Annotated in this window: 17 protein-coding genes and 1 other annotated feature; of the genes, 7 read left to right on the top strand and 10 right to left on the bottom strand. The window is 41.2% G+C overall.

Translation table 11 applies throughout. The features are described from left to right. Positions 1-113: 113 nt before the first annotated feature. Together H8A87_RS10140 and H8A87_RS10135 are read right to left on the bottom strand one after the other, a co-directional pair. Complete coding sequence (locus H8A87_RS10140) at positions 114-4,499, bottom strand: non-ribosomal peptide synthetase family protein (protein WP_198689915.1); 4,386 nt, start codon at positions 4,497-4,499, stop codon at positions 114-116. After that, positions 4,471-6,312: a non-ribosomal peptide synthetase gene (locus H8A87_RS10135; RefSeq protein ID WP_198689849.1), complete on the bottom strand. Its 1,842-nt coding sequence runs from the start codon at positions 6,310-6,312 to the stop codon at positions 4,471-4,473. The genes H8A87_RS10140 and H8A87_RS10135 overlap by 29 nt, the downstream gene beginning before the upstream one ends. Positions 6,313-6,887: 575 nt before the next feature. Between H8A87_RS10135 and H8A87_RS10130 the strand changes: the two genes are divergently transcribed. The 4 genes from H8A87_RS10130 to H8A87_RS10115 are packed head-to-tail and all read left to right on the top strand — an operon-like array spanning position 6,888 to position 11,556. Continuing rightward, positions 6,888-8,057: a 3-deoxy-7-phosphoheptulonate synthase gene (locus H8A87_RS10130; protein WP_198689848.1), complete on the top strand. Its 1,170-nt coding sequence runs from the start codon at positions 6,888-6,890 to the stop codon at positions 8,055-8,057. Next, complete coding sequence (locus H8A87_RS10125; RefSeq protein WP_198689847.1) at positions 8,054-8,839, top strand: SDR family NAD(P)-dependent oxidoreductase; 786 nt, start codon at positions 8,054-8,056, stop codon at positions 8,837-8,839. The genes H8A87_RS10130 and H8A87_RS10125 overlap by 4 nt, the downstream gene beginning before the upstream one ends. A gap of 24 nt (positions 8,840-8,863) precedes the next feature. Beyond that, positions 8,864-9,496, top strand: coding sequence for an isochorismatase family protein (locus tag H8A87_RS10120; protein ID WP_198689846.1), 633 nt, complete (start codon positions 8,864-8,866; stop codon positions 9,494-9,496). Positions 9,497-9,546: 50 nt separating this feature from the next. Next, positions 9,547-11,556 carry a chorismate-binding protein gene (locus tag H8A87_RS10115; protein ID WP_198689845.1) on the top strand — a complete coding sequence of 670 codons (2,010 nt, stop codon included), beginning with the start codon at positions 9,547-9,549 and terminating at the stop codon, positions 11,554-11,556. A 93-nt stretch (positions 11,557-11,649) separates the two neighbouring features. Here the strand turns inward: H8A87_RS10115 and H8A87_RS10110 are convergent, their stop codons facing one another. The 5 genes from H8A87_RS10110 to thrA form a co-directional block, all read right to left on the bottom strand. Then, complete coding sequence (locus H8A87_RS10110) at positions 11,650-13,911, bottom strand: ATP-binding cassette domain-containing protein (RefSeq protein ID WP_198689844.1); 2,262 nt, start codon at positions 13,909-13,911, stop codon at positions 11,650-11,652. A gap of 5 nt (positions 13,912-13,916) precedes the next feature. Further along, complete coding sequence (locus tag H8A87_RS10105; protein ID WP_198689843.1) at positions 13,917-15,161, bottom strand: multidrug effflux MFS transporter; 1,245 nt, start codon at positions 15,159-15,161, stop codon at positions 13,917-13,919. A 189-nt stretch (positions 15,162-15,350) separates the two neighbouring features. Then, a complete protein-coding gene (gene thrC, locus H8A87_RS10100) occupies positions 15,351-16,643 on the bottom strand; it encodes a threonine synthase (protein ID WP_198689842.1) in 1,293 nt (430 codons plus the stop codon). Between the two features lie 2 nt (positions 16,644-16,645). Further along, complete coding sequence (thrB, locus tag H8A87_RS10095; RefSeq protein WP_198689841.1) at positions 16,646-17,596, bottom strand: homoserine kinase; 951 nt, start codon at positions 17,594-17,596, stop codon at positions 16,646-16,648. Further along, positions 17,578-20,037: a bifunctional aspartate kinase/homoserine dehydrogenase I gene (gene thrA / locus H8A87_RS10090; protein ID WP_198689840.1), complete on the bottom strand. Its 2,460-nt coding sequence runs from the start codon at positions 20,035-20,037 to the stop codon at positions 17,578-17,580. The genes thrB and thrA overlap by 19 nt, the downstream gene beginning before the upstream one ends. Before the next feature lie 25 nt (positions 20,038-20,062). Next, positions 20,063-20,181 (bottom strand) — a sequence feature (Thr leader region). Between the two features lie 687 nt (positions 20,182-20,868). Between thrA and arcA the strand changes: the two genes are divergently transcribed. Then, complete coding sequence (arcA, locus tag H8A87_RS10085) at positions 20,869-21,585, top strand: two-component system response regulator ArcA (RefSeq protein WP_198689839.1); 717 nt, start codon at positions 20,869-20,871, stop codon at positions 21,583-21,585. A 127-nt stretch (positions 21,586-21,712) separates the two neighbouring features. Here arcA and creA read toward each other — a convergent pair whose 3' ends face one another. Beyond that, positions 21,713-22,189: a protein CreA gene (creA, locus tag H8A87_RS10080; protein ID WP_198689838.1), complete on the bottom strand. Its 477-nt coding sequence runs from the start codon at positions 22,187-22,189 to the stop codon at positions 21,713-21,715. Between the two features lie 781 nt (positions 22,190-22,970). Here creA and robA point away from each other — a divergent pair. Beyond that, positions 22,971-23,852, top strand: coding sequence for an MDR efflux pump AcrAB transcriptional activator RobA (gene robA / locus H8A87_RS10075; RefSeq protein WP_198689837.1), 882 nt, complete (start codon positions 22,971-22,973; stop codon positions 23,850-23,852). On the opposite strand, the gene gpmB is transcribed toward robA, so the two are convergent. Continuing rightward, entirely contained in the window at positions 23,849-24,496 is a 648-nt protein-coding gene (gene gpmB / locus H8A87_RS10070; RefSeq protein WP_198689836.1) for a 2,3-diphosphoglycerate-dependent phosphoglycerate mutase GpmB, read from the bottom strand. The two genes, robA and gpmB, sit on opposite strands and share 4 nt — an antisense overlap. Before the next feature lie 54 nt (positions 24,497-24,550). Between gpmB and yjjX the strand changes: the two genes are divergently transcribed. Then, on the top strand, positions 24,551-25,084 hold the full coding sequence (yjjX, locus tag H8A87_RS10065) for an inosine/xanthosine triphosphatase (protein ID WP_198689835.1): 534 nt from the start codon (positions 24,551-24,553) through the stop codon (positions 25,082-25,084). Positions 25,085-25,199: 115 nt separating this feature from the next. On the opposite strand, the gene trpR is transcribed toward yjjX, so the two are convergent. Beyond that, positions 25,200-25,520, bottom strand: coding sequence for a trp operon repressor (trpR, locus tag H8A87_RS10060; protein ID WP_198689834.1), 321 nt, complete (start codon positions 25,518-25,520; stop codon positions 25,200-25,202). Positions 25,521-25,541: the final 21 nt, after the last annotated feature.

The following is a 25,541-nucleotide window of genomic DNA, read 5'->3' as shown; positions in this document are numbered from 1 at the left end:
ATGGGTTGCTTATGTTTAGGTTTATATATTCGTTGTACTTCAATATGCATTTACTCTCTCCCGCGATGAGGAGAGAGTAAGCTGTTTTCATCTTGCCAGTTGCAACTTGAAGTTTATGGAGTATGTGACTGTATGATTTCTTTATCCATAAAATAACAAATTAATTTTTCGAAAGTTTTTACATTAATATCTGGAAAATCGAGACCTAAGGCTTTAATGGCCTCATGTGTGCTTTCGTTGTTATAGGTGTTATTACCAATATTCAAAGCATTTTCTTTAAAAAGGTGGATCAATGAACCTAGGGCTACATCATGGCTGTTGACAACCATTTGTTCGAGTTTTTCTAACCATTCTGACTCAGAAGCTGTTGTTAAGTCATGCCCTGTTTGTTTGATAGCCAGATATGCTGGGGTAAAATCAGTGCCTTTCGGATGAAATAAATGGAAGTTTTGATGCTCATGTGCCTTATTAGAGGTTGATAATGTCACAATGGTCTGACTGACAAAATCAACAGGCAATAGATCAGTACTTAGCAATTCAGGGTATGGTGCCATTCCCATTTGGATAAAGCTTTTAATTTGTCGCCATAAAAAATCATCTTTTTGACATGCACCAGTAACACTGTCACCTGATATACGCCCTATCCGATAAGTATTGATATCGACACCTTGATATCTGGCTTGCTGTACGTACTGCTCAGCCACCCATTTACTTTGGGTATAACCGATAGATAGTGAATCCGGGCAGTCTGGGAGGTTATTTTCTGTTATTGGCTGTTTAGGATAGGCCGGGGAAAATACAGCAATGGTAGAAATATACTCCAGTTTCTTACGTTCAAGGTGACAACAAAAATTAATGATTTCTACAATGCCATCGACATTCGTTCCCTTAACACTACTGTATGGGAGAACAAAATTAATATGGGCAGCTGCGTGATATATTTTAGATACTCTTTCTGATAATGACTGATATACAGCCTCAGATAAATCAAATTTCGCCTTGGCAATATCTCCTGCCACAATTTCAACACGTGAAAAATCAATGTCATGATTGATGCCATAGTGATGAGCATTTTTTATTATACGGTTCAACCCTGTACTGTTATCTGTGGCTCTGACTAAACAAATTACTTTACCGGTTAGTTGTTGCAGTAAAGCACGAAGCAGATAGATGCCTAAAAAACCGGTAGCTCCTGTGAGTAATACATCGCTGCTTTTTGATGAATTTAATTGTCGCGTATAAGTCCAATCATGCTGGATGAAAGCATCGTTAATAAATGTACTCTTTATTTCATCATCTGATTTTTTGCCTTTATCCAGATAGATATCAACTGAAGTTGCCATGTCGTGCAGGGTAGGAGTACTGAATAGTAATTTGAGTGGAAAATCGACATTAAATTGTTTGCGTAGTGAATACACTAACTGTGTTGCTAACAGTGAATGCCCTCCGATATTGAAGAAATTATCTCCCAGTTTAATAGATCGGTTCGGAAGAATTTTTTGCCAAAGTAATTTTACTGTTTGTTCGGTTGAAGTCAGAATCTCTTCAATGCTGTTTTCTTCAACATCATCCGGCATTTTAGTTATTTCAATGTGATGTAGTGCTTTTCGATCAATTTTACCGCTAGGGGTAGTTGGAAGAGCAGGTAAAAATACGAACTCACTTGGGATCATATAATCCGGTAGATAGCTGCGTAATCTAGTTAGTAGCTCAACACGTTCTAATGGCACAGTTGTGATTATGAAAGCCACTAGCATTCTGTTACCTGCTGATATTTCCTTTCCAATAACAGCGGAGACTTTTACTTCATCCAATGAATTGATAACTGCTTCTATTTCTGATGGTTCAATTCGGAATCCTCGGATTTTTAACTGATTATCCAGACGACCAAGGTATGTAAATGAGTCATTTGATTTTAGTTTTATTAGATCGCCAGATTTATAAGCATGTTGGCTAAGTGCACCTGGCCAGTTTCCAGTTAAAAATTGCGTTTGAGTTTCATGATCTTTGTTGTGATAACCAGGGGATAGAAAGTCACTGATAATCCAAAGTTCACCTGTTACACCACTTGGAACCATACGCTTGTGTTCATCTAATACAAGCATTGTGAATCCGGGTAGTGGATACCCTATTGATGCACTGTCTCCCCATGAAGATATATCTTCCGGCATGACATAAGCAGAACAAACATGACTCTCTGAAGGGCCATAAAGGTTAATTAGTCTTCGGTTGACATTAAACATGTGTTTAATGTCAGAGGTGAGAACCAGCTGTTCACCTGTTGAGTAGACCTCATCAAGCATGGGGAGTTGGGCTTTATTTGTGAATGTTAATTGAGCCAAATGTTGAAGTGCCACATATGGAAAATATGCTCGGCGGATCCCGTTTAACTCAATGATATTTTGCAAATGATGCAAATCTTTACGTTCTTCTTCATCTGCAATATATAACTTTCCGCCGGTACATAAAGTTCCAAATATTTCCTGTACAGAAACATCGAAAGACAAAGACATATAATGAAGAGTACAATCACCTTCACCACAAATAGTGATACCTTTTTGCCATGTAAGAAGATTGGACAATGTCTTATTCAGTAAACGCACTCCTTTGGGTTGTCCTGTCGAGCCGGAAGTGTAAATGACATATAATTCATCTTCTGGTTTTCGTTGTACTGATTGCCAGCTAACATCGTGTGTAAATACCGTTTCATCTAACACAATTTTGTGGATGGTCGTAGGTAATGTTGTAACAAATTCACTGATGGTGACTATACAATCCACCGCTGCATCTCGGAGCATATATTCAATACGTTCCTGAGGATAACTTGGGTCAATGGGAACATAAGATGCTCCCGTTTTTAAAACGGCCAGCAAAGCTGCAATAGAATCTTCATTTCGGTTCAGCAATAAACCGATTCGTGAGCCAACACTGACGGTGTAATGTGTAGACATGAATTCAGCAAGCTGGTTGGCACGATTATCTAACCACCCATAAGTCCAGTGACCGTGACGTGTTATTAATGCAATATTGTTCGGATGAGTTTTGGCATATTCCTCTATCTCATTAATAAAATATTGATTGTTCATGTCAGTAAATGGGGTGCTTGAACTATTTACAATGGATAATTGTTCATCTTGAGTGAGTATTTCAACTTCACCTAAAGTTTTTTCACCCCAATCCCCCATACATAAAGCTGTTTGTTTATATAGTTCCAGCCAATATTGAATGGTGCTGTCTCTAAAGAGTTCGGCATTAAACTCCATAATTAAATGGTGAGATGTCCCTATTTCGACAAATAGGGTTAAATCATATTTAGCGGATTGAATATACTGCTCAGTGATCTTTATTGAGTAAGGAAAATCCTGAAATGCATCATTGATACTAGCAAGATTTACAAGTAATGTTTGAAAAATAGGGTTATCTAGGCCAACGTTCTGACCTGTATCTGCGACAATTTCAGTGAATGGTAATTGTTTATTAGAATGAGCCTTAATAAAGTGGTTACGAACTGATATTGCAAACTGATTCACTGTACTATCTGAATCTAAATGAGATCTAAATGGCAAAGTATTGACTAAATATCCCACAGTTTCTTCAAATTCACTGTTATCCCGTAATGAAAAGGGGATCCCAATTGTGATATCTTTTTGGGCAGACAAACGATGCAGTAAAAACTGCCAGCACATGGTCATATACATGAAAGGGGTCATAGCAAGATTTCGAGCGTGCTCAGATACTTTCAATGCATCTTCATGGCTAAGTTTCAAGTGGCAATAACCTGCTTTGGTTCCTTTGCATTCTTTTCTGGAATAATCCGTTGGGAGATCTATCATCGAAGGGTAAGGTGTAAGTACCTCTTTCCAATAGTCTTTCATAGTGGAAATTTCAGGTTTGGCTAATTGCTTTTTTTGCCATTGGGTGAATTCCAGATAATCAGCACTGGTTTTCAGATAATGAAATTTTTTGTTTTCAACTAAATGAGCATAGCATTCAAGAATATTCTTTATAAAAATAGTCACTGATGAAGCATCAACGATAATATGATGAAAACAACACGCTAACCAACACTGGTTTGGTTCCCCTGTTATCAAGCAGATATCGAATAACGGCTCTTTTGACAAATCATATTGTTTTGACGCCATTTGTTGAATAACTTCTTCTGGGTGATTCACTTCAGCGAGAGTCTTATGCGTAATATGAATGTGATAGGGTTGTTCTATGACTTGGTAAAGCTGATCTTGATTGAATGTAAAGTGTGTGCGCAAAACTGGAGTAACTTCAACAAATTGAGTAACTACCTTTTCCATTAAACTGTGATCTAGCTGAGTCCCTACTTCGATGAGTAACGGTACGTTGTAGCTTTCAGGTTGGCTCAGTACCTGATCAAGTAACCATAACCCTTTTTGCCCCTGTGTACTGGATATGTATGTCTTGTTACCCAATATATTCTTTACTGCTTTGTTCAATGATTCATTGCCCATTTCTTCTCTCCAAGTCATTTTTTCCAAACTGAGCTGCTAATTTTTCGACACTGTCCATTGAAAACACATCGGCTGATGAAACATGAATACCAAGAGTTTTACTGACAAGAGAGGCTAACTTGATGAGATGAAGGGAATTTACTCCCTGTTCCCAAAACGAAGTTGCTGGATCAAGGTTCTTACAACCAGTGATTTCTTCCCATATTAAGAGAATTTTTGATTCTATGTTGTCATCTTGTTGTTTGTGCATCCCATCAACAATAAACTGAGCCATCTGAGTTCGATCGCGTTTACCATTTTTATTCATGGGTAAAAAATTAACATGCGTAAACCGTTCCGGGACCATGTATGATGAGAGCTTTGAATTCATAAACTCACGAAGATTGGTGCCGGATAGCGAATCTGATTTACTCAGATAATAGGCATGCAACAAAGACTCATTATTCGTTTGCTCTATAGCTACAATGACATCGTCTATTTGAGGGTGTGAACGTAGTGTATGTTCCACTCCGGTAATTTCGACCCTGAAGCCACGAATTTTACACATATCGTTACTCCGTCCCAGTAGTGTGATATTGTCGGATTTATCTCTTTTAGCTTTGTCACTAGTACGGTAATAACGTTCGTGATGACCATTAATATTTAGCCAAACAAAACGCTCATTAGTTAATTCAGGGTCTGAATACCCTTCAGCAAGCCCTGCGCCGCTGATGCAAAGTTCTCCGGGCATATCAGGGGCACAAACTTCTAAATTCTCATCCAGCACGAGCATATTAACGAGAGGCAATGGGTGACCAACAGGAACAGGCGAATCAGCGTCGAGTATTACATCTGGTAATATTTGATAAACAGAAGTGAGAGCTGAATTTTCCGTACATCCCATTCCATTGAATATACGTCCCTTACCTGCTTTGGACGCAATTGAAAACAGTTTGGGATTAACAAAATCACCTGAAACAATGACACAATCAGGTTTATGTAAAGTATCAGGAGAAACTTCGACAAATAACCGGAATAGCCCACCAGACAAAAAAAGAATAGAAATATGCTGATGACTAATGATGTCATCGATTTCAGATAAATCAGGAACATTTTTGGGATAAATAACAAGTGTGGTTCCGGTCAGAAGGCTTATCCAAATTTCATTAGCACTTGCAGCAAATGACGGCTCTGCAAGTTGTAAGTAGCGGTCATTGTCTGTATTACCTAACTGGCTGATGGGGATTGCTAGGCGGGTTAATCCACAATGACGTATAATCACACACTTGGGGTTACCTGTTGAGCCGGATGTTAACAATATCATCACTGGGTCTGTCGCAACTAACGCTTCGGATATATATTCAAATCCTGTTGGTATGTAATCTAAATCGCGGGCTTGAGAAAAAAGGTTTTCTACAGAGATAACTGGATAATTTATTTGTGAATTAATTAATTGTAGACTATTTTTTTTAAATTCAGACGGTTCAGAGTAATCAGCATCTGAAATCAGTAAACTGATTTCAACAGCTTTGATATAATCTGCTATATATTGTTTAGGACTGTTATTATTAAACGTATTGCTTAACGGGACAATAACAGCCCCCAGTCTAATTACTGCTATCATCACCAGATATAATTCAAAGCTGCGAGTTATATTAATTGCTACCTTATCTCCCTTTTTTATCTCCATTTTTTGTAAAACAAATGCTATCTGCGATGATTGTTCCCAAAGCTCACGATATGATAATGTTTCTGAGTTAAATATTAACGCTGTTTTATTAGAATATTTATTTACTATTTCACTCAAAATATTTGGTATAGTACGCAACTGTCCAACTTGTTTTTCAATCATGCGGGAAGCCTCCCCATATTTAATGTGAATTAAATCAATGAATATATTAAATAACCTTTAAAATATGTTAAATAAATGTTGTTGAGTTATTTTTGTTCATTTTGATTTGTTTCTATAGACTAGGATGCAGATGAAACAAAGTCTACAATGTAATCCTAAAGTCAGTCAAATGATTTCCAAAAGAAAATCACATTCCTGGTTTTTATGTTTTTATTAAATTTAAATCCTTAATAAACAATTTATTATGTTTATTTTTAATGGTAATTTTATTTTAATAGTTGACAATGTGTGGGTGCATTATGGATGATTAATTTCATCTAGCTTCATGTAGGAACACCACTTTTATTAATACAGGAAAACCGTATGAATGAGTAAATATCGTTCAATCTAAGTGATTGAAACGCTATATTGATGCAAAAACTTATCATTTTGATTTAAATACAGCCTAAGAAAGTATTTATTTCACTTTTGATTTGTTTGAAAAATACTCATTCGGTTGCCTTTCTTATTAATAGGGAATATGTTCTCGATTAAATTATTAATTCACCCTTCATTAGAAGTGGAGTATTAGTCAGATGAATACATTAGAAATTATTAATTCTCCATGGCAGCAACCAACTTGGAACAATTTGGAAACATTATCCACCATAAAAAAAGAATTATTGAGATTGCCGCCGTTAATTAACCATAAAGATTTGGCGCATTTTTATAACCAATTGGAAAAAGTTTGGTTAGGCAAAGCAGTAATAATTCAAATGGGTGATTGTGCCGAACGGGTTATTGAATGTGATCAACAATCGGTTGTTCCGAAAATTGATTTTTTACATAATTTATCAGACATTTTTTCTACTTTACTGAATAAGCCTGTGATCACAGTTGGCCGCATTGCGGGCCAATATGCAAAACCACGTTCTAATGCAATTGAAAAATACCAGAATACTACATTACCTGTATGGCGCGGTGATTGTGTAAATAGCCCGGAACCTGTTCCGGAAGCCAGAATAAATGATCCCAAACGGATGTTAATCAGTTATCACGCGGCTTCACAAACTCTGTCTACGATTGATGATTATATTCGAAGTAGAACCGATATGAATTTACAAGTCTGGACAAGTCATGAAGCCCTACTATTTGACTACGAAAATTCTCAGTTGAGAACCACACCGGATGGACGGAAATATCTTGGCAGTACCCACTGGCCTTGGATCGGTATTCGTACCCTTGATTTAAATAGTCCCCATGTTGAGATGTTATCAAATATAGATAACCCAGTAGCATGTAAAATCAGCGATCAAGTTTCTCCTGATTTAATCACTGGGCTATGCAAAAAACTCAACCCGCACAAAATTCCCGGAAGACTGACATTTATCACCCGTTTTGGCCACAAGCATATTCATCAACTTAGTCCTCTCATTGATGCTGTATTGGAGACAGGTATTCCCGTGCTTTGGATGTGTGATCCCATGCATGGGAATACAACAAAAACAGAAAATGGAAATAAGCGACGAATTTTTGAAGAGATGGTGGATGAAGTTACCCGTTTTCAAACCCAGTTAGCTGAACGTTATGCTTGCTGTGCAGGTATTCATTTAGAAACAACTGTCGAAGATATCGCTGAGTGTTTTGGCTGCGGCTTTAATCCTAAAGAATCCGAATTATCAAACATCGTATGTGACCCACGATTGAATAAAATACAGACAATTGAACTTATTAAACAATGGACAATTAATCAGGAGGCATTATGACATTTGACAAAAAATATGTTGCAGTGATTACCGGTGCATGTGGTGGCATCGGAGAAGCCATCGCCAGACAATTGGCGATGGAAGGAATAACCTTAGCACTTATTGATAAACAGGCAGACGCGTTGCAATCTCTGGTGACCAGACTTAGCCATGAATATTCTCAATCTATTACCAGTTTTCCAGTGAACGTTGCCGAACCCCAACAAGTTGTTAGCGCATTTCTTGCAATCAGAAATCAACTTGGACCCATCGGCTATTTGGTGAATGGTGCTGGTGTATTACACCATGATTCTGTTGAAAACACAGATATTGATGCATGGAACCGTATCTTTGCTGTGAATGCGACGGGGGTATTCAACGTCAGCAAAGCCGCAGCCAGTTATATGACGGAGCAAAAAAAAGGCAGCATCGTGACTGTTGCTTCAAATGCTGCACGAGTACCCCGGGCAATGATGGCAGCATATTGTGCCTCAAAAGCGGCTGCTCAAGCTTTTACATATGCACTTGGGTTGGAGGTGGCGCCATTTGGAATCCGGTGCAATGTCGTCGCTCCTGGCTCAACAGATACACCAATGCTACGCAGTATGTGGAAAAATGAAAACGATAAAAGCCTCACATTGGACGGTAATCCAGAGCAATTCCGTATTGGTATCCCATTACGTAAGATTGCCACATCAGCCGAAATTGCCGCAGCTGTTTGTTTCTATCTAAGTGAAGAATCCAGCCAAACTACGTTGTCGACTTTGTTGGTGGATGGTGGAGCCGCATTAGGTAGCTGTTAGTACATAGCAAGCAAGAGATACAACATGAAAAAGATATTATCGTACCCATTGCCTAGATATGCTGATTTACCCAAATCGACAGCAAATTGGCTCCCAGATCGGCATCGCGCAGCTTTGTTGATCCATGATATGCAAAAATACTTTGTGGATTTTTTTGAAACTGAAACAAGCCCGATAAATGGTGCAATCAGCAACATCTATATGCTATTGAGTATTGCCAGAAATTTTAATATTCCCGTGTTTTATACCGCTCAACCCGGCAGTATGACCCCAGAACAACGCGGATTATTAAAAGATATATGGGGTGAAGGCATGAAATCAATAGATGAGCATCGGGAAGTTATTCCGCTCCTGACCCCCATTAAAGATGAAATCGTGCTGACTAAGTGGCGTTATAGTGCGTTCTTTAAATCTAATCTGCTAAACCATTTAAGAGATTTGAACTGTAGTCAACTGATCATTTGTGGCGTGTATGCCCATATAGGATGTTTGTCCACCGCTATTGATGCTTATTCACATGATATTGAAACCTTCTTTGTATCAGATGCTATGGCAGACTTTTCAGAGGAAAAACACCACATGGCATTGAAAATGGCGGCAGAAATATGCGCTGTAGTGGCATCGACGGAACAAGTCATTGCAAATCTAAGAAAATGATACGTCGGGAAAGCTAAAAAAACTGATATGACAGATTATAAGGGGAAATCATGTTGCAGAAAGAATTACCACAGGGAGAGCTGCAATCAGATGATGCAAAAAATCTCTTTAGCCGTTTAGTGAAGGCGAATAAACCTTTTGCATGTATTTATCGCCCATTATCTGATACCAAAGACTCTTTTTTATTACTTGAGGGGAAAATAAAGTACAGCCATTCACTCTCGGCACTAGAGCTAATTTCGTTGGAACCAACTCCTCCATTGACATCAGACAGTTTCGATACAATGGGTGTGACATCTCCTGAAGAGCTGAGTGCTTCTCAATTAATTATCATTCCATTTAATCAAATTGCCGAAAAAGGGTTTGCATGCCATAACGACAATGAACCAGTCATTATCATGAGCATCGAAACACAAGTTCGTTATCAAATAAGTAAATGGGGATTTATTGAGAATAGCAAGCTAATAAAAGCGGCTAATATATGCTTTGATATCACAGACAAGACTTACAGTCAGATGGTAGAACATGTGATCAACGATGAGATTAGTGCTGGAGAAGGCAGTAATTTCGTTATGTCCAGAAGTATCGAAGGTGATATTGAAAACTTTTCATTGGAGGATGCGCTCTCACTATTTAATCGATTACTGATAAACGAATGTGGCTCTTATTGGACATGGATTGTTTATACTGGTGACCGCTATTTTATCGGCAGCAGCCCGGAGCAACATATCCAAGTGGATGGTAAAGATGTTGCCATGAACCCAATAAGTGGCACGTTAAAATATCCAGAAAAAGAGATAGAACAGGCTTTATACCACTTCATTAACAATAAAAAGGAACAGAATGAACTCTTCATGGTGGTTGATGAGGAATTGAAAATGATGAGCCGTATATGTGACAGTGATATTACGGTAGTGGGCCCTCAGTTAAAGATGATGTCTCGGGTTGCACATACGGAATATTTTATCCATGGGTCAACATCACAGACAATTCAAACTATCCTGAAAGAGTCCTTGTTTGCACCAACCGTGACTGGAAGCCCGGTGGAAAATGCGTCTCAGGTCATTAAGCGCAGGGAAAATCGTGGTCGTGGGTATTACAGTGGTGTTATTGGCATGATTGGCGTTAAGAATAACCAACGTTATCTGGATTCCGCTATCTTAATCCGAACAGCTGATATTACAAAAAATGGGCATTTCCGACTGACATCAGGGGCAACAATTGTTCGTGATTCGGTCCCGGAAAATGAAGCTGAAGAAACCAAAGCAAAATTAAGTGGTTTAATGAGTTCTTTTTTTGATGAGAAAAAAGACATTAATTCAACCAATAATACCCAACTATCTGAACATGTGTTGAGTAATATCACTGCAATATTACGGCAGCGTAATCATAAAGTTTCTTCTTTCTGGTTAGGAAAGTCTAAAAAAATAGCATTGGCGTCCAATTTTCTCCCCTCTATTACGCTCATTGATATGGAGGACTCATTTACGGAGATGATTGCCCATCAGCTACGTTATATCGGGCATGATGTGACGATTGTTTCATGGCTTGAGTCTGGTGCGTGTTTGCCGCAATTAATGAATTCAGGTAAAACAGATATTCTGTTTATTGGTCCAGGGCCAGGAGACCCGAACGCTGTCAATCATGACAAGATGGCAGTGGGACGCGCACTGATTACAAATCGTTTGAAACAGAATTTACCACTAATTGGAACCTGTCTTGGGCATCAACTCATTTGTGCTGAATTTGGTTTGCCCATCAAACGGCTGCCAAAAACACGTCAAGGAACGCAGTATAAAATAGCCATTGAGCATATAACCTGTAATGCCGGATTTTATAATAGTTTTGCAGCGATGCACAAATTACCACATTGGTTTACGCCAAAATACAATCGATTGGTTTATCTTGAACGATTAGATAAGAGTGAAATTATTGCATTGAAATCTAATAATGTGGCGTCAATACAATTCCATAACGAATCTTTTTTAACTACCGATGCATTTCCTATTTATAACTGGATGATTGATAATGCTATAGGTTACACAGGTAAAGAATTATAAAATAATATGTCGTAGAATCTCGTTGGGACAACCTATGTAATATGCTGAATAATACCCTTGGTTGTCCCGCTTAACTAATGGGCATTTTATTATTTAGCGGCAGTGCTGACGTAAATAATCAGCGGTTAAAGAGTTACCCTTTTCAAACATCGCCTGTGGTGTACCGCTAAACATTATCTGACCACCCGCCGTTCCCGCGCCTTCACCTAAATCAATGACCCAATCTGCCTCTGCAATAACCTCCATATTGTGTTCAATAATCATGACAGAATTTCCCTGCTCGACAAGGCGATGAAATAACGTAATAAGTACTGTCACATCGGAAGGATGAAGTCCGGTTGTCGGTTCATCAAAGATATACACATTACCTTTATTGTTAAGGTAAGAGGCAAGTTTCAGTCTTTGGCATTCCCCACCGGATAAATGTGTAAGCGACTCTCCAAGGCGCATATAACCCAAACCAACATCTTGAATGCTCACTAACGTTGGGTGAATTTGACTGTCTCCCGCAAAAAAATTTGAGGCCTGGATAATACTCAGATTCATGAGATCAACAATCGTTTTTCCTTTGTATTTATAATTTAAGGCCTTCTTATTGAATTTTTGCCCCTGACAGGCTTCGCAAGGCAAGGATATTGAATCCATAAAGGCCAAATCGGTTTCAATCACACCTAACCCTTTACACTCCGGACATCTTCCCTTGGCATTTGGAGAAAACCATGATTTATCCACGTGGTTAGCCAATGCAAAGCGCTCCCGGATGTGATCAAAAACCCCGCTCCATGATGCAATATGGGAGCGTTTCGAGGTATGAATGGGTTTCTGGTCGATAACAATAGCATTGGCACATAAAGGAACAACTTCTCCCATCATCATGGAGCTTTTTCCGGAACCCGCCACACCACTGACAGCGAGCATTATACCCAACGGGATATCGATAGATATTTCTTTAAGATTATGCAGCGTTGCGTTCTTGACAGGGAGATAGCCAATCGGCTTTTTGGCGTCTCGGTTAAGGCGGGTTTTATGAGCCAAGTATTCGCCTGTTAATGTCCCTGATGTACGTAATCCATTCAAATCGCCTTGGTAAGTGATTGTTCCACCGTTATCACCTGCCTCAGGGCCTAAATCAATGACATGATCTGCGATTTTAATGACATCCGGGTCATGTTCGACCATCAAGATAGTGTTACCTTTGTCACGTAATTGTTGGATCAGCGTATTAAGTTTAGCGATATCGGCCGGATGTAACCCCGTGCTGGGTTCATCAATGATATAAGTCATCCCGGTGAGGCTACTGCCTAAGTGTCGCACCATTTTTAACCGTTGTGCCTCTCCCCCTGATAATGTTGTGGTTGGACGATTAAGATTTAGATACCCCAAACCGACAGAACTCATTGATAGCAGACGTTCTTTTAACGCATTAATGAGTGTGCTCACTGAAGGATCAGCCAGTGTTGTCATGAACTGATTCAGCTCGACAATCGGCATATCGACACAATCTCCGATACTTTTGCCTTGAATTAGACATGACAGGATCTGTTTATTAAGCCTCTGTCCATGACAGACAGGACACTGTTTCATTGAAACAATGTCCTTGAATTCTTCGCTTTTGTATTCTTTGTTGTTTTTTACAAGATAACTGCGTGTGAATCTGGGAATGATCCCTTCAAATCGAGCCGATTTAGGCCAGTCGGGAGATGGATTCGCCGGCGCGATATTATCCGCGTAAAGTAAAAGCTGACGTTCTTCTGTCGAGTAATCAGAAATTTTTTTATTATTATCAAACAAACCAGAGTGAGCATACCGACGCCACCGCCAGGTTCCCGGTGCAAATGTCGGGTACTCAATTGCACCATCATTCAGCGATTTGTCTTCATTCATCAGTTTTTTAACATCTATTGTGCTGGCAATGCCCAGCCCTTCACAATGGGGACACATCCCTGATGGGTGGTTGAAAGAGAAGATATTGGAGAATCCCACAAAAGGCTTACCAATGCGGGAAAATAAGAGGCGCAGTAAGGTGTAAATATCTGATGCTGTACCCACTGTTGAGCGCACATTTTCACCGATACGCTTTTGGTTAATAATAATCGCGGTGGTAAGGTTATTTATCTCATCCACATCTGGCTGACCATAATACGGCAAACGATGTCGGATATAAGGAGGAAAAGTATCATTGAGTTGTCTTTGCGATTCCGCTGCAATTGTACCGAATACAAGAGAACTTTTACCTGAACCAGAAACACCAGTGAACACAGTAATGACATTCTTAGGAATACGTAAATCAATTCCTTTAAGGTTATTTTGCCTTGCACCACGAATTTCAATCGCATTTTGTTCATGACTTCTCATTTGTTTTATCTCCTTACACGCACTAACATCAGGGAAAAGAGAGTGATAATTCCACATCCGATTAATACAATAGATACAGGAAACAGAGACACAGATTCGCCAAGACCAGTTAAAAATGCTGTCAAAGAAGCTGCTCCAAACTGAAGAGCGCCAAGGACAGCAGAACCCGCCCCTCTTATATTGGGAACTGCTGTTAATGCCAAACTAGCTGCATTGCCAAAAACTAACGCCATCGTAAACATAAGCAGCATGAAAATTGCTGTTGTTAACTCAAACCTATAGATGCTGAGATAATTTACAACCAGTAGCAGACAAACTAAGACGAAGGTTGTTATAACCCCGATTATGACGAGTTTTTTGGCACCGATTCGTTCAACCCACTTGGCACTTAGTATGCTGCTAAGCAGCATAATTCCGGCATTAATTGCAAACAAGATAGAAAAAAATCCGGGGGTAAATTTAAACATGGATTGGTATATAAAAGGTGATGCTGAGATGTAAGCAAACAGTGCCCCAAAAGTGGAAGAAAATACTAACGTATATCCCATATAAACTCGGTTTTTGAACAGATTTAAAAACTGCTTAACCACACTCCCCTTACTCCCATCAGGCGCTGATTTACCCGGCAAACTTTCCGGTACATAAATAAACGTTAAGATGGTAAGTATCAGTGAAATAACCGCCATAAAGACAAATATGACCTGCCACGGAAAATGAGCAGCCATTCCTCCCATCAATGGAGCAACTATCGGTGCTGCACCTTGTATCGCCAGCATCAGATTGAAATAGTAAGCGGATTTATTTCCAAAACTGAGATCGGAAACAATGGCTCGCGTCAGAACAATACCTGATGCACCACCAGCACCTTGAAAAAAGCGGCTAATGATCAGCATTTCAATATTTGAAGAGAATGAACAAGCAATTGATGCTATAGTCAACAAAACCATGCCACCTAATAAAAGGTTTCTCCTGCCAATAACATCCGACCAAGGACCAATTATTAATTGTCCAATCGCAAGACCAGCCATAAATGAGGTTAGACTTAATTGAACACCAGCCTGAGTCGTGATTAGTGCGTGTGACATGCTGGGAAACAAAGGAAGGTACATGTCAGTTGAAAGTGCTCCGATGGCACTCAACATTCCCAGAACCAGCACAAGTTTGAATCCCAGTTCACCTTTTTGGTCAGGTGAAACACTTTGATTTAAGTCACTATCAGTTAGTATATTTTCTGATTTTTTCACGGTCATTCGTCTCATAATATGAACAATATGAAGACTATAACACCGCAGAAAAATGATTTCTATTTTGAAATCATTTTTCTTGTTTTCTTTATGGCTCTGTAATTACCGCTATTTTTCAAGTTAGTTGTCGCTAAAATCAATAAAGCCCAGCATGGGATCACCCCACCTTCAATCAGTGGAGTGATCAATGCCGGATTATTTCGGCGCGCGTTCCATCAGAAATTCACGCAAGGCTGCGAAATCAGCCGGCATAAAGTGAGATAGCAAATCCAGATCTGCGCGTTCAGCCAACGCGGGTGGCAAAGGTAATGGCTGGCCGAGGGTGGCTTCGACACTTTCCTTGAATTTGGCGGGATGCGCTGTACCCAAGAATAAGCCATATTCCCCTGCCTGTAATTGATCACGCAAGACGCGATAAGCGACGGCAGCATGGGGTTCGGCAATATAGCCTTTTGCCGCCAGTTCGCGCAGGGTGTCTTGGGTGGTTGCGTCATTCACCACGCCATTTGCCAGTTCACTCAGCGCCCAGCCTTTGCGTTTGAACAGCTCTTCGATGCGCGGCCAGTTATTGGGCTGGCTGACATCCATGGCATTGGACAGCGTTGGAATGGTTTGCTGTGGCAGCCACTGACCTTCGGCTAAATAGCGCGGAACGGTGTCATTGACATTGGTTGCCGCGATAAAACGTTTTACCGGCAACCCCAGTGATTTTGCCAGTAGCCCCGCGGTTAAATTGCCGAAATTGCCACTTGGGACGGAAATCACCAACTGTTCACGTTTTTCTGTCGGGATCTGCGCAACCGCTTCAAAGTAATAACAGATTTGTGCCAGCAGGCGGCTGATATTAATGGAGTTGGCTGAATTGAGATGCAAAGCCTGCTTCAACGCTTCGTCATCAAAAGCCTGTTTGACCAGTGCCTGACAAGCATCGAAATCGCCCTTGATAGCGATGGTATGGATATTACTGCCCAGCGTGCAAAAGAGTTTTTCCTGCAATGGACTGATCTTGCCTTCGGGATAAAGGATCACAACCTGTACATTATGTAAACCATAGAAAGCATGGGCAACGGCGGCACCGGTATCACCGGAGGTCGCGGTTAAAATAGTGACGGGGTTTTCTCCGGCGACCTGCGCCAGGATTTGCGCCATAAAACGACCGCCGAAGTCTTTAAAGGCCAGTGTCGGGCCGTGGTAAAGTTCCAGTGAAGCGATGTCATCTTCGACAGTGGCGATGGGGGCAGGGAAGGCAAAGGCATTTTTCACGCGGGCGGCTAATGGCTCTGCGGGAATTTCATCGCCAATGAAGGCAGAGAGAATGCGCTGGCTGCGGCAAACAAAATCCAATTTCAATAATTCGTCAATCTCATCACGACTGAATTCCGGTAAATCCTGCGGAAAGAAGAGCCCCTGTTGTTTGCCTAATCCCTGTTTTACCGCCTGTGAAAAACTGACCTGCTCACTGTTGTCTTTTAAGTTATATAGTTTCATGGTTACTCTACCTGTCGTGCGCCTGCGAGATCCAGACGGCAAATGTGTACAAAGCCTTCATCATTCTGTACGTAATATTGTTGCAGCCATTGCGCAACTTCTTCTGCAACTGCCATTTCATTACAAATCGCAAAGAGTGTTGGGCCTGAACCGGAAATACTGCACGCCAGCGCGCCCAATTTCTTGACCGCATCACGGGCGTTGGCAAATCCGGGTAAGAGTTGAGTGCGATAAGGCTCCGCAACAACATCTTTCATCAATTTTGCAGCCAGTTCTGATTGCCGGGTATGGCAGGCGTGAATGAAACCAGCAAAATGACGTCCGTGCTCAATGATGTCCTGACGGGCATAGTGTTTTGGCAGAATCGCACGGGCTTCTGATGTCGATACTTTGATGCCGGGGTAAGCCATTACCCACAACCAATCATCAAACGCAGGGATTGACTGGCAAAGAGGCGCTTCCTGAGACAAGAGTAACTGCAATCCCCCCAAATAGCAGGGAGCGACGTTATCATAGTGAACACCACCGGAAAGGCGTCCTTCTAATTCTCCCATCATGTCCAGCAATTGGTTGCGGTTAAATGGACGGCCTGCGTATTCATTCAATGCGACCAAACCAGCGACCACTGAACAGGCGCTGGAACCTAATCCCGAGCCAATCGGCATATTTTTTTCTAATGTTATGGCAACGGGCAGTTCTTTTCCCAGATGTTGACAAAAAAGCTGCCAGCATTGGTAGACAATATTATGTTTGGGATCAGCAGGTAATTTGCCGACAAATCGCCCTTTATTATTCAGGCTGAAACTTTCAGCTTCACTGACGGAGACACAATCTCCAAGCAACGAGCCATCAACGGGAGAAACCGCTGCACCAAGCACATCAAATCCGACGCCAACGTTCCCGATAGAGGCAGGCGCATAAACCTTGACAACCATTAAACCCCCAATTTCCATGACAGAGTGCGTAATATATCAGCAAAAACCCCTGCTGCCGTCACATCATTCCCAGCGCCATAACCACGCAGCACCAGCGGGATAGGTTGATAATAACGGGTATAGAAAGCCAGCGCGTTTTCGCCATTTTTGACTTTACAAAGTGGATCGTTGTCATCAACAGCAACAACTTTCACAGTACAACGGCCTTCCTCAATGAGGCCAACATAGCGCAAAACTTTCCCCTGTTCTGCTGCATCCGCAACACGTTGGCTGAATTCCTGATCCAGCTGTGGCAAACGTTGCAAGAAATTACCGACATCGCTACTGGCATTGAACGAGACTGGCAATACCGACTCAACATGGATATCTTCCAGTTCCAGTTCATAACCTGCCTCACGCGCCAGAATCAGTAGTTTGCGGGCAACATCCATGCCAGAGAGATCGTCCCGTGGATCGGGTTCAGTAAAGCCGAGCTCTTTCGCCAGCATAGTGGCTTGTGAAAGTGTCATGCCTTCATCCAGCTTACCGAAGATGTAGGAGAGTGAACCCGACAAGATACCACTGAACTGGACTAATTCATCACCGGCATGAAGCAGATTTTGTAAGTTTTCGATAACCGGCAAGCCCGCCCCGACGTTCGTGTCATACAGGAATTTGCGTTTCGATTTTTCTGCTGCCTGACGGATCTGGCGGTAATAAGCCATTGATAAAGTATTGGCTTTTTTATTGGGGGTGACAACGTTAAAGCCGTCGCCGAGGAAGCTGGCATATTGTTCCGCAATCGACTGATTAGACGTACAGTCCACAATAACCGGATTCAGGAGATGGTACTCTTTTTCAAGGCGGATCAGACGACTCAGGCTGAAAGGCTCAGTGGCTTCTGAAAGCGCCTGTTGCCAGTTATCCAGACAGATGCCCTGCATATCCGTCAACAAAGCACGGGAATTGGCAATACCACAGACGCGCAGATCGATATGTTTCTGTTTGAGCCAAGTTTGCTGGCGGCGAATTTGTTCGATTAAAGCACTGCCTACGCCTCCCACACCGACAACGAAGACTTCAACGACTTGCGCGGTATTGAACAGCATCTGGTGGCAGAGCCGAACAGCGGTGGTTGCCGTATCATTTTCAATTACGGCGGAGATGGAACGCTCAGAAGACCCCTGTGCAATGGCAATAATGTTGATATTAGCGCGTGTTAATGCGGAGAAAAAGCGGGCAGAAATTCCTCGCTGGGTACGCATGCCATCCCCAACGACAGAGATAATGGCAAGGTTATCCATCATATCAATGGGATCAAGCACGCCATCTTTCAATTCCAGATAAAATTCTTCTGTCAGTGCTTTCTGTGCTTTCGCCAGCTCTTTTTGCGGTACACAGAAACTGATGCTGTATTCTGACGAAGACTGTGTAATTAATACAACGGAAATGCCTTTGCGGGACATGACAGAAAATACCCGTGCTGCCATCCCTACCATGCCTTTCATTCCCGGGCCGGAGACGTTGAACATCGCCATGTGATTCAGGTTGGTGATGCCCTTGATAGGTATGTTCTCGTCTTTTTGTCCATTACCAATAAAAGTACCTGGTGCATCGGGGTTCGCGGTGTTTTTAATTAGGCAAGGAATTTGAAATTGGGCGATAGGCGCGATGGTGCGGGGATGAAGGACTTTCGCGCCGAAATAAGATAATTCCATTGCTTCTTGGTATGACATGCTTTTCAGCAGGCGTGCATCAGCCACTGCCCTTGGATCGCAAGTGTAAACGCCATCCACATCAGTCCAGATCTCGCAGCAATCTGCCCGCAGGCATGCAGCCAGCACTGCGGCAGAATAGTCAGAACCGTTACGCCCAAGTACTACCAGTTCGCCATTTTCATTGCCTGCGGTGAAGCCTGCCATCAGGATAATATGGTCAGCAGGAATGTTAAGTTCAGCAATTCTCTTGGAAGACTCATGAATATCGACAGTAGATTCGAGACAATGCCCGTGTGCCAAGAGGTTTTTGATCGGATCAATAACAGTCACTTTATGACCACGAGCCTGTAATACCGCTTCCATGATGGCAATCGACAGTTTTTCGCCACAACAGATAAGGGATGCGTTAATGCTGTCTGGGCACTGTTTCAATAAGGAAATGCCATGCAGGGTCTGTTTCAGGTAGGCAAGTTCGCGTTCCACTATGCCTTTCAAGCGTTCATAATCAAGCCCCGTTTGTTGTTTTTTCAATCCTGACAGCAAATCAGCAAAGATTTGGGTTGCATCGCTCATATTGGAAACAATCTCTTGCCCTGCAACCGTTTTTTCAATCATCGCCACGAGATGGTTGGTGATCTTTGCCGGCGCAGAGAGTACCAAGGCAACTTGTCCGAGGGGTAACTCATTCTCGGCGATATCTGCAACGCTCAGTACACGCTGGTAATTTGCAACTGAGGTGCCCCCAAATTTCAGTACTCGCATTAACATTTCTCTCCTGATTTCTGTCCAAAAAAAAGCCCGTATCTTGTGGGATACGGGCTCTTATTATTTTATGTGTATGCGTCAGCCCGCACCGCAACTTATGGTTCCGGTGGTAATCGTAGTGGTGGTTTTTGTCGTAACCATTTTTTTCGGGCTGTTATGGCGCATAGTTTCCTGTCTGTCTTTGGATTCGTCTGACCCCCTATTGGTTAAATTAAACTGTGGTCAATGTCAAATATTTTTTATGGTGAAGGCAGAAAAAAACGTCATTTTCCGTATTGTAATTATTCAAAATATAACAAAAGGGATAAATCATTATCTGGTTAGTCAGGTTATTTACTAGCATTTAATTTCGAAAAAAACATATTTTGTAATTATTTTATCTTTATGATAAAAACATGCGCGTCAGGACGTTTGAGTGCCGAGTCAGTCCCTTCAAGCATTCAGTATGTCATGATATTCATTAACATATTTTATTCAAATTAATAACAAATGGTCTAGATTAAAATTAACAATTACAATTAATGTTAACGTGCTACAATTGATTTTGATATGTATCAACAAAAGTTAGTTTTTTTAGAAGGCGAATGCATTACTAGCTGTTATATTGCTGTTAATAGACTAATATAGGGCCTTGTTTAAATCGGGTTTTTTCGGGTATGTACCCTCCAAAAAAAGCGACGCTGGCTTTTAGCGTAAAACATATCAAAACGTTTATTTTGGGCGTAAGCTGGGTTTTCTGTGATACAGAACAATATTGGTATATTTTCTTTTAATAATAACAGCTTATGTCATACAGATTCTGTTTTTTAGCGATTTTAGGTAGCAACCATGCAAACCCCGCACATTTTGATTGTTGAAGACGAAATTGTCACACGCAATACCCTTAAAAGCATTTTTGAAGCTGAAGGGTATGTCGTTTATGAAGCCACTGACGGTTCAGAAATGCACAACATTCTGTCAGATAACGATATCAATTTAGTGATTATGGATATCAATCTGCCAGGTAAAAATGGGTTACTTCTTGCCCGTGAATTACGTGAGCAGGCAAATGTCGCGCTGATGTTCTTAACGGGCCGTGACAATGAAGTGGACAAAATTCTTGGTCTTGAAATCGGTGCTGATGACTATATAACCAAGCCATTTAACCCACGTGAATTAACCATCCGTGCGCGGAATTTGCTTTCGCGGACAATGAATCTGAGTCATTCAGGCGAAGAACGTCGTCAGGTTGAAAGCTATAAGTTCAATGGGTGGGAGCTGGATATCAATAGTCGTTCTTTGGTTAGCCCAATGGGAGATCAGTACAAACTGCCACGCAGCGAATTCCGTGCGATGCTTCATTTTTGTGAGAATCCAGGAAAAATCCAGACCCGTGCAGAATTGCTGAAAAAAATGACGGGTCGCGAACTGAAACCTCACGATCGTACCGTTGATGTTACTATCCGCCGTATTCGTAAGCACTTTGAATCGATACCAGATACTCCAGAAATCATTGCGACTATCCACGGTGAAGGTTACCGTTTTTGTGGTGATTTAGAAGACTAATCGATATCGTTTAGGTGTTGTTATAGGTATAGCTTTGTATCTGTCAAAAAGCCCGTGTGTCCTACGACATCAGGGCTTTTCTTTTTTATAGGTGATCGTTTAACAGCCGATTGATTTAGTGGGTTATTCACTCTTTCCACGGCATAATCGGCACGGCACTGATCGCATTTTTAGGAGAACCATCGATCACCTTGTCAGAGTAAGTTAAATAAATCAGTGAATTACGATTAGGGTCATAGAAGCGTACAACCTGAAGTTTTTTAAACACCAAAGAAGTACGTTTCTGGAAGACGACTTGCCCTTTCTTGGGAGCTTTTTTGATCTTCTCTGCCAATTCAATCGGGCCAACCTGCTGACAGGATATGGCTGCATCAGACGTATCTTCTGCCAATCCTAAACCTCCCTTGATCCCTCCCGTTTTGGCTCGGCTCAAATAACAGGTGACATTTTTAACATCAGGATCATCAAAGGCATCTATCACTATTTTGTTATCAGGGCCAAAAAGTTTGAATACTGTGTCAACAGAACCTATCTCTTCAGCATGCAAAACTACAGGGGAAAAGAGTAAGGTAGCCGCTATCACTATTTTCTTCATTGTTACCATATTTAGTCCATTTGAATTAAATAAATGCAGTGAAAATATCTATCATTCACATATAATGCAAATCAATAGTTCTGGTGAGATAATTTTCACAATGAATGTATCTATAATGAAAAATCATGGCATTATAGCTGAATGTGCATCCAAAACGAGTAAGTAGTGGTCTTTAAATCTATCTCCACGGGAGATTTCACTTTCTCAACTGTGCTTAAAATAGGTGCTGTTTTTAGAAAGTTGTCATAGACTTTGGCGCGAGAACAGCATCTACCTCATCAGTTAATAATTTTATTTTTCCTTATAATTCATATTATTAAATAATTTATAAAGACAAGTCTTGACATATTATCAAGCCTACCATTAATTTATTCCAAGTTTAAGCTTGTTTAATTTTATTGATGGTTTGTTTATAGCATGAATGCAACAATAATCGCACTCAAAGAAATTATTTTCATATTTATGATACCTTTGATAGATGATACATATTGGAGATAATAATCTTGATTATTAACCTATTGAGATAGAGCTACTACTATCATGCTAAGGAACAAGTATCACGGTCAGGAACAAGGACTGTATCTTAAATGTAAAACTCACAGAGTGCCTGAACGTCTGGCAGTCAGTGGCCTTAAAAACTATGTTTTTATCTTTGGGGAAAGTAGGTGTTGATTATCCGACCAAGCTACATAATATATGTATCCAGAAAAAAATTTTGTTTTCAAACTAATAAGTAAGTTGTTTTATATTTATATGATTTTCTTTTTGTCTTAATGACTTAGGGAGATGTATGGATCAAACCAACATCATTCGAGATTTGCTGCATTGGGTAGATAATAATCTAGATCGTCCATTGTCCCTTGATAACGTTGCAGCAAAAGCAGGTTACTCTAAATGGCACTTGCAGCGTATGTTCAAGGATGTGACTGGTCAGGCAATTGGCTCTTATATCCGCGCGAGAAGATTATCCAAAGCCGCTGTTGCATTGCGTTTAACCAGCCGTCCTATTTTGGACATTGCTTTGCAATATCGCTTTGACTCTCAACAAACTTTCACAAGAGCCTTCAAAAAACAGTTCGATCGAACGCCAGCATCTTATCGTCGAAGTGAAGAGTGGTGTGCTAAGGGGATATGTCCTCCTATTTTGCTGGATAGCAAACCTCTGCCAGCGCACAAATATGTCACATTGGAAGATAAACCGCTTATTGGCACTGAACACACTTGTAGTTATATGCTTGAACAGTGGTCAGCAGCTTGCAAAGATATGCGCCATAATTTTTGGATTAACTACCTGAGAAATGCTGAAGTATTACCACCCAGGCTTTATGGATTACACCATACGACCCTCAGTATGGAGCATGAAGATGAACAGACCGTTTTCTATACCACAGCAATAGAGCCAGAATATGCCACCTTTGATACCAAAGACAGCAGTCCGGTTATCTTGCCTGGTGGGGATTATATTTCGTTCAGTTATTTTGGTGACAAAGAACAGTTACAAGATTTTCTCTTTACAATTTATGGTGTCTGTCTGCCTACATTAAACATCACTCGCAGAAAGGGATACGATGTCGAGCGGTATTACCTCACTAATCTTGACTGGAAAAATCTTGAGGATGAGTCTCAAAACCATATTGTGGAATTTGAGTATCTCATCCCAATTGAACGTTAACCCTGCAATTCATCCAAGGCGGGCATATCTAAGTGTGTGATATCGCCCGCTGTTTCAACGATCCAACCTGAAGCCAGCCATGGGCTGTCCTGATAATCTACTCGTGAGATGGAGCAGTTTCTCAACCTTAGGCGACGTTCTGAATTGGCCGGAAGTCCCAAAATCGAACAGATTAAACTGACGAGAGCCATACCATGACTTACCAACAGAGGGCGGCTGCCTGCCGGTAGATTGAGGCAATTTTCCAGCGCGGCTCTCATACGGATAGATAATTCATTCATCGATTCACCTTCTGGGATCCGTCCATTTGGTGTACCATCGACGAGACTTTTACGCCAGGATTCTTCTTCCGGTGTGAGGGAACTCAGTTCGCGATTTTCTAGAACGCCCATGTGTAACTCTCGCAAACGCGGTTCCAGTATTACGTTGCACCCACAGGTTTTAGCAATGATTTCTGCCGTTTGGCGTGTTCGGCCAAGGTCGCTGGTGATAACATGGGTAATGTTTTCTGATTTAACTCTTTGGGCGACCAAACGAGCCTGACGCCGGCCAACTTCAGTCAAAGGACTGTCAGATTGCCCCTGAATACGGCGAGCCACGTTCCATTCGGTTTCGCCGTGGCGAACAAGATAGACCTGTAACATATTTAATTTCCGTTATACTGCATCTGAAATAATTCAAAGGATAATTTATTTATTATGTACCACGTTATTGCAGCAACAACTAACTCTGCGAAAATAAAAGCGATTAGCCTTGCATTCGATGATGTTTTTGGCCCAGGCACTTACCACATAGAAGATGTCAACGTAGACAGCAGCGTACCTCAACAACCTATTGGCAATAGTGAAACCCGCACAGGTGCCCGTCATCGAGTTATGGCTGCCCGCCAAGTTCGGCCTGAAGCTGATTTTTGGGTTGGGGTTGAAGCTGGAATTGAAGATGACATGACGTTTGCCTGGATGGTGGTTGAACATAAACAAATTCGCGGAGAATCGCGTTCTGCCAGTCTGATGCTGCCTGAAAAAGTATTGGAAGGCATTCGTGAGGGACGCGAGCTTGGCCATGAAATGGCAGACGTGGCCGGCATCGATAACATCAAGCAGAAAGGTGGTGCAATCGGCTTTTTTACCAACGGTATTCTGACGCGCACCAGCGTTTATCATCAAGCTCTGATACTGGCTCTTGTACCTATCCATCATGAAATTTACAAAGAGTTGAATAACCAATCTTAACGGTATACTTAATGGTATAGCCGTTCGGTATAGTAGCTTGGGGTCACGACTGGATGACCCCAAGAGTTATTTAAGCCGTTATTTTACACGAACGATCTGAATAAGTTAATAACGGTTATTTTAATAACTGTTCCTCCAACCATGTCTTAACATGAGCGGGAGCTGTTTTTAAGCTATTTGAACCACGTGTAATTGTTGCAATACCAACACTCAGCTCGTTTTTCAGTTCACGCTGGCTCATTTGCCCACGCATCAATTCCTGAATAATCCGAACCCGAGTTGATAAAGCAGTACGCTCATCGGGTGTTAATAATAGCTGCAAAATAGAATGTTGCAAATTTTGTTCAAATGCCGTTTGTAACAACCCTACAAAAGTGAGCCAGTCATCACCATCTTCCGGCGAAAGCGCCGGATCAATCAAATGATTTTGTGTCATAATTAACTGCCATACTATTCA

The sequence above is a fragment of the Xenorhabdus lircayensis genome, from assembly GCF_016306625.1.
GTDB lineage: Bacteria > Pseudomonadota > Gammaproteobacteria > Enterobacterales > Enterobacteriaceae > Xenorhabdus > Xenorhabdus lircayensis.
Note: the sequence above shows the minus strand (reverse complement) of the source record. Positions and strands in the feature narration are given on the sequence as shown.